At 54.6% G+C, this 5,490-nt stretch carries 8 protein-coding genes; all 8 read left to right on the forward strand.

Going from position 1 to position 5,490, the window contains the following annotated elements:
• Positions 1-243: 243 nt before the first annotated feature.
• Positions 244-567: an XRE family transcriptional regulator gene (locus tag G565_RS0120125; RefSeq protein ID WP_028672424.1), complete on the forward strand. Its 324-nt coding sequence runs from the start codon at positions 244-246 to the stop codon at positions 565-567.
• Between the two features lie 265 nt (positions 568-832).
• A complete protein-coding gene (locus G565_RS0120130; protein ID WP_028672425.1) occupies positions 833-1,132 on the forward strand; it encodes a type II toxin-antitoxin system RelE/ParE family toxin in 300 nt (99 codons plus the stop codon).
• Positions 1,129-1,425: an addiction module antidote protein gene (locus tag G565_RS0120135; protein WP_028672426.1), complete on the forward strand. Its 297-nt coding sequence runs from the start codon at positions 1,129-1,131 to the stop codon at positions 1,423-1,425. Before G565_RS0120130 ends, G565_RS0120135 begins: the two co-directional genes overlap by 4 nt.
• A gap of 197 nt (positions 1,426-1,622) precedes the next feature.
• Positions 1,623-3,509: a YecA/YgfB family protein gene (locus G565_RS26930; RefSeq protein ID WP_028672427.1), complete on the forward strand. Its 1,887-nt coding sequence runs from the start codon at positions 1,623-1,625 to the stop codon at positions 3,507-3,509.
• A 246-nt stretch (positions 3,510-3,755) separates the two neighbouring features.
• Positions 3,756-4,055 (forward strand): nucleotidyltransferase domain-containing protein, encoded by a 300-nt coding sequence (locus tag G565_RS0120145; protein WP_028672428.1) that lies wholly within the window; start codon positions 3,756-3,758, stop codon positions 4,053-4,055.
• Positions 4,052-4,555 carry a hypothetical protein gene (locus G565_RS0120150; RefSeq protein WP_028672429.1) on the forward strand — a complete coding sequence of 168 codons (504 nt, stop codon included), beginning with the start codon at positions 4,052-4,054 and terminating at the stop codon, positions 4,553-4,555. Before G565_RS0120145 ends, G565_RS0120150 begins: the two co-directional genes overlap by 4 nt.
• 196 nt (positions 4,556-4,751) lie before the next feature.
• Positions 4,752-5,156: a type VII toxin-antitoxin system MntA family adenylyltransferase antitoxin gene (mntA, locus tag G565_RS0120155; RefSeq protein WP_028672430.1), complete on the forward strand. Its 405-nt coding sequence runs from the start codon at positions 4,752-4,754 to the stop codon at positions 5,154-5,156.
• Positions 5,141-5,490: type VII toxin-antitoxin system HepT family RNase toxin (gene hepT, locus G565_RS26595; RefSeq protein ID WP_028672431.1), on the forward strand; the 350-nt coding region annotated here is incomplete at its 3' end. The genes mntA and hepT, both read left to right, overlap by 16 nt.

Below are 5,490 nucleotides of genomic sequence, written 5' to 3' on the forward strand. Positions count from 1 at the left end.
TCTATCGGCTCGGCACTGACTGCGAAGGGCTCTTCCCGGAACCCGGTGTCAAACTGGCTGGTCATCCCTATGGCCCGCTGTTGTGTGAACAGGGGGTGACTGTAGAGAACTGAACGCAAGGGTCCAGTGGCAAACTGAAACCTTGTGATCCATATCGCAACGGCGATGAGTTTTGAGCTTTAAGCTTCGAGCTCACAGCCCGCATTGAGCACCTTGAGCAATTGAAGAAAGAGGAATGATCACATGGCCAGGAAATTCGACCAACTGAAAGCCGAGCTCTCCCCAGAGGCCCAAGATAAAGCCACTGCCATCACAAAAGCGATGATGGCTGAGATGCCTCTTAACGAACTGCGTCAAGCCCGGGGGCTATCCCAAAAAATGCTGGCGGAGGTCTTACACGTGCAACAACCCGCCATAGCCAAGCTAGAGAAGAGAACAGACATGTACATCTCAACCCTACGCAGCCACATAGAAGCCATGGGAGGCGAGCTCGAGGTAACAGCAAAGTTCCCAGACGGAATAGTAAAAATTACCAACTTTTCAGACCTGCAAGACAGTGCGAGCTAGGCAGGGATATGAGGCTTGAAAGGACGCAGGATATGAACTGACGCGAAACAAGAAGGGACGCAGGACACTAGCTGACGCAAGAGCGTCTTTTAATGTCCTGCGTCAGTCAATGTCCCGCGTCCCTTAATGTCCTGCGTCTTTCGGTGTTCTACGTCATTTAGTGTTTTACGTCCCCTAATGTTCTGCGTCAGTCAATGTCCCACGTCTTTTACTGTCCCACGTCCCTTCATTGCATGAATGTAGTTAATAAACTACAATCCAAACAATGCTTGATTTCAAACAAACGGAAACCTATCGGAAATGGGAGCGCAAACTGCGTGATCAACGTGCTAAAGCATTGATCGCAGCGCGAGTGTTTCGGGTGGCCAATGGCCTTACTGGGGATGTAAAGCCAGTTGGGCAGGGCGTCAGTGAATTGCGTATTCACCATGGGCCTGGCTACCGCGTTTATTTCAAGCAGCGGGGTAGTGAAATCCTCATACTATTGTGCGGTGGCGATAAAAGCACTCAGCAAAGTGACATAGCCACAGCTTACCGACTAGCGGCAGAGTGGGAGGCAGTATGATAGACAAAATATACGACTACGACCCGGCAGCGGCTTTGGAGAGTGAGGAAGCTATCGCCATTTTTCTAGCCGACGCACTGGAAACCGGAGATTCGGCTTATATCGCAAAGGCCTTGGGAGTAGTGGCGCGAGCCAAAGGCATGACTCAATTGGCCCGTGAGACAGGGCTTTCAAGGGAGCAACTGTATCGCTCCTTTAGTGAGCAAGGCAATCCAACATTGAAGACAATGCTGACAGTGATGCGTGCTCTGGGCGTTGACTTGACAGCACGCCCTCATGAGCCGGCGGCATGAAATGACGTAGGACACGGACAGACGCAGGACACGAACTGACGTGGAACATGAAGAGAAGCAAGACATGGACTGACGCAGGACTCGAACTGACACAAGAGCGTCTTTCAATGTTTAGCGTCTTTCGGTGTCCTACGACTTTTACTGTTCCACGTCTTTCAATACCCTACGTCCCATCAACATAACAAAATTGAAATACGATGAACCAACTCACCCAACACAATCTGGAATCCCTCGCGCCAGCGCTGGCCGACTTGTTTATCCATGAAAACCTGGAAACCTTTAAAACCAGCGCCAAGCCCCTTTTAATGGGCGATGCGACCAATCCTGGCCTCGACGAAACAGAAGCCAGCCGCCTGGCCACCGCCATTTATTACGCCATGCCGTTACCGGCCAGGGGCTTCAGCAGCGGTTCGGCCCCAACGCCGGGGCGCAACGACCCTTGCGACTGTGGGTCCGGCAAAAAATACAAACACTGTTGCGCCAGAGCGGGAGAGATACCGCCGCCACCGGTCGATGCCCTGGTCATGCTGGCCATGGCCGCGTTTGGCCCCAACCACTGGAACGCCCTGGCCACCCGCCCCGATATACCCAACCCGTTGCGTGAAAGCATGCTGTTGCATTGCATGCAGCGCGGGCTCTATACCGAAGCCAACGCCCTGGCTCAGCCGCTTTATGACTCTGTAGCCACCCTGAAAAACCGCGATCAGGTCTGCCTGGCTTATGGGCTCGACGCCCTGGCCGAAACCGTAACCGGTACCGAACGCCGGCAACGGCTGGAACACCTGGCCAGCAAGGCAAAAGCACCGAGCATCCGGTCTTTATTGTTCCAACGCCTGGCCATGCGATGCATGGATTCCAACGAACCCGAGGCGTCCCGACACTACCTAACCAAAGCCATGCGGGAAGACCCAAACCAGGAAGAAATGCCGCTGACCGAGCTGAGCATACTGGCCTTCACCGGCACCGATGCCGAACTCAAAGCCCGGGCCCGCTGGTGGCAGGTGAAGCTTGAAAAGCGCTACGGGCCAGACCACCACTGGGCCAACTTTCTGCAGGCCCTGGTAACACAGGGCAAAGCGGCGGTTCCCGACTGGCAAGATGACCCCCAGGCAAGCAGCGAGGGTGGGGCAGTTATGCTCGACCGGGAAGCACAGCTACATGATGTGCTGGTGCAGGCACCGCCCGAGGTATCGGATACGTTCTCAAAACTGAAAAACAGCGAAAGCTCCATCAAAACGCGCGCTAACCTAACCAAAGCTGCTCGGCAGTTCCTGAATGAAATATACCTCCCCGAAACAGCCCCGCCCGGCGGCAAAGTAAACCGCCTGCACCTGATGGTTGAACTGCCCGATATCGAACGCACCTGGACAGACCCCGAAGCCAACTGGCTGCACCTACTTCAGGCCTACCCCGGCTTGCTGGGCAACGCCACCGTACTGTGGACACTGTACCGCCTGCTACAGGAACGCCCGCTCCTGGCCGGTGAGCCAGTGGCTTCAACCGATGCGTTGCCTGCGCTCATCGCCCAAATCAACCTATACCTCAACACCCTGGTTCAAACCCTGAACGGCAAAGCCACCCTAAACCGGCGCACCCTCAATGCCGATGCCGCCGCTTTGCTGACCCGCGAGCACCTGTTTGATCTGCGCAGTATGGGGCAGGGCGACATGGCCATGAACCTGGGCAAAGGGTTTCTGGCCATCAACCCCGGTGACCAGACCGCCGTGCGCATCCAGCTCGCCAGCCTTTACGCCGAACACAACAAACCGAAAGAACTAAAGGCGCTGATAAAACGGTACCGGATAGAAAGCACCCCGGAACTCTCCCTCAGCCTAATGCAACTGCACGCCACCCAGGGCGACTTCACCAAAGCCTTCGAGATACTGCACAAACTGAACCAAACCAACCCCAAAGCCCTGCATGACCTGAGGCTAGACGTTAACGCCCCGCTACTGCCCGAAGAAGACGAATTCCAGGACATCGAAACCTACTGGGAGCTAAACCGGCGCCACTGGCGAAGCAACCCGCAAGCACTGGAATGGCTAAAGCGGAACCTGCCGAACGAGACGCAGGACAGGAACTGACGCGGAACACGGGATGACGCGAAACATGAAGGGACGCAGGACAGGAAATGACGTGGAACAAGAAGAGACGCGAAACATCAACTGACGCAAGAGCGTCTTTCGGTGTTCAACGTCTTTTAGTGTTTTACGTCCCTTCATGTCCTGCGTCAGTGCATGTTCCACGTCTTTAACTGTTTTGCGTCTTTTAATACCCTACGTCAGTCAATGTTTTGCTAAACTCACACCAAACCGCAAAAGACAAAGCCAATGCGCCTAACACCGCTCCAGAAACAGTCAATCCACCGAATCGTAGAAGAGAATCTGGGCTCTGACGCGAGGGTGCTGTTGTTCGGCTCGCGGTTGGATGACAACGCCAGGGGCGGGGACGTAGACCTGCTGATTGAACTTATCTACCCGCTAGCCAACCCCGCAGAAACCGCCGCAACCGTCAGTGTGGCCGTGATGCGCGCCTTAGGTGGTCGTAAGGTCGATGTTGTCCTTAGTGCCCCCAACCTGCCAGACCAACCCATTCATCGGATAGCCAGAGAACAGGGGGCCTTGTTGTGAACAACCCGCACAATGAAGCCCTTTTACAGCGCTTGAGCTTCCTGGCCCGAGTAGTCAATAAAGAGATACAGCACTTAACCTACTCGGAACAGCGCGCCTTTGCCGAACCTATTACCGTCGACAAAGTACGCAGTATGGCCACCGACGAACCTTTTGCAGAAAGGGTAGAGGCCTACACCAGCCGTTTTTGCCGCCTACAGGACACCGTTGGCGACAAATTGCTACCCAACTGGCTTATAGCCCTGGGCGAGCAACCGGGCGCTGCCATAGACAACCTCGACAGAGCCGAAAGGCTCGGCATACTGGAATCTGCCGATCAATGGCTGATGATCCGCCAACTCCGCAACCAAATGGTACATGAGTATATTGAGGTTCCAGAAATACTGGCCAACGCGCTAGAAGCAGCGCACACATACCAGCCAAGCTTAATTGCTTGCGCAAGAGCCGTACTAGCTGACTTGGAAAGAAGGAGCGTGTTAGAGACGCAGGACAGGAAATGACGTGGAACACGAACTGACGCAGGACATGGACTGACGCAAGAACGTCTTACGGTGTTCCACGTCTTTTATTGTTTCTCGTCTTTTAATGTCCTGCGTCAGTCCATGTCCCGCGTGTATTAATGTCCCGCGTCTTCCCGTGTTTCGCGTCAGTCCACATCCCGCTACACTAACCACAAACCCAACCGGCCTAGACTCCATGCCTTTATCCGACACGATCAAACAAATTCAAACAGCGTTAACCGATTGGCCGGAAATAAGCATCGCCGTGCTGTTTGGCTCACTGGCGGAAGGTGCGGATCACCCTGACAGTGACTTGGACTTGGACTTGGGTGTACAACTGCCTGCAATCATCACCGCCACACAGAAAATGAAGCTGATCGCAGACCTGGCAATCCAAACGGGCCGCCCGATAGATCTGATAGACCTGCGGGACGTTGGGCATCCCTTGCTGGGTGAGATTGTCGAAAAAGGCATCATGGTACGTGGCGGCACCGAAGCAAAAGGAGACCTTCTGTTTAAAAGCATCATGCTTCAGGAAGATTTTGCCGGTTACCAGCAACGCATTCTTCAAGAGCGCCGAAAAGCATGGATAGAGCCGTAGTCGACCAGAAAGTTGAATCCCTACGTCGTTGCCTGGACCGCGTCCGTACCCGACTGCCCTCTACGGTTGAGGCATTACAAAACGACCCCGATTCCCAGGACATCGTCTCTTTGAATCTCACCCGAGCCGTGCAACTCTGTATCGACCTCGCGGCACACTGGCTAGCCGAGCACGGCGATTACCCGGTGCCCAAGACCATAGGCCAAACCTTTGACGTCCTCGCCAGCGGCGGGCTAATCGATTCTGAACTGGCCAGCCGGATGAAGAAAGCCGTAGGGTTTCGAAACATCATGGTCCACAGCTACGATGAAATAGACTGGGCTATCGTTCACAC

It is taken from the genome of Saccharospirillum impatiens DSM 12546 (genome assembly GCF_000423605.1).
Taxonomy (GTDB): Bacteria; Pseudomonadota; Gammaproteobacteria; order Pseudomonadales; family Natronospirillaceae; genus Saccharospirillum; species Saccharospirillum impatiens.

Bases quoted from the DNA above. Each gene is read 5' to 3' on its own strand.
- G565_RS0120135 (WP_028672426.1), top strand. From the start codon at position 1,129: ATGATAGACAAAATATACGACTACGACCCGGCAGCGGCTTTGGAGAGT.
- G565_RS0120130 (WP_028672425.1), top strand. From the start codon at position 833: ATGCTTGATTTCAAACAAACGGAAACCTATCGGAAATGGGAGCGCAAA.
- G565_RS0120145 (WP_028672428.1), top strand. From the start codon at position 3,756: ATGCGCCTAACACCGCTCCAGAAACAGTCAATCCACCGAATCGTAGAA.
- G565_RS26930 (WP_028672427.1), top strand. From the start codon at position 1,623: ATGAACCAACTCACCCAACACAATCTGGAATCCCTCGCGCCAGCGCTG.
- G565_RS0120125 (WP_028672424.1), top strand. From the start codon at position 244: ATGGCCAGGAAATTCGACCAACTGAAAGCCGAGCTCTCCCCAGAGGCC.
- mntA (WP_028672430.1), top strand. From the start codon at position 4,752: ATGCCTTTATCCGACACGATCAAACAAATTCAAACAGCGTTAACCGAT.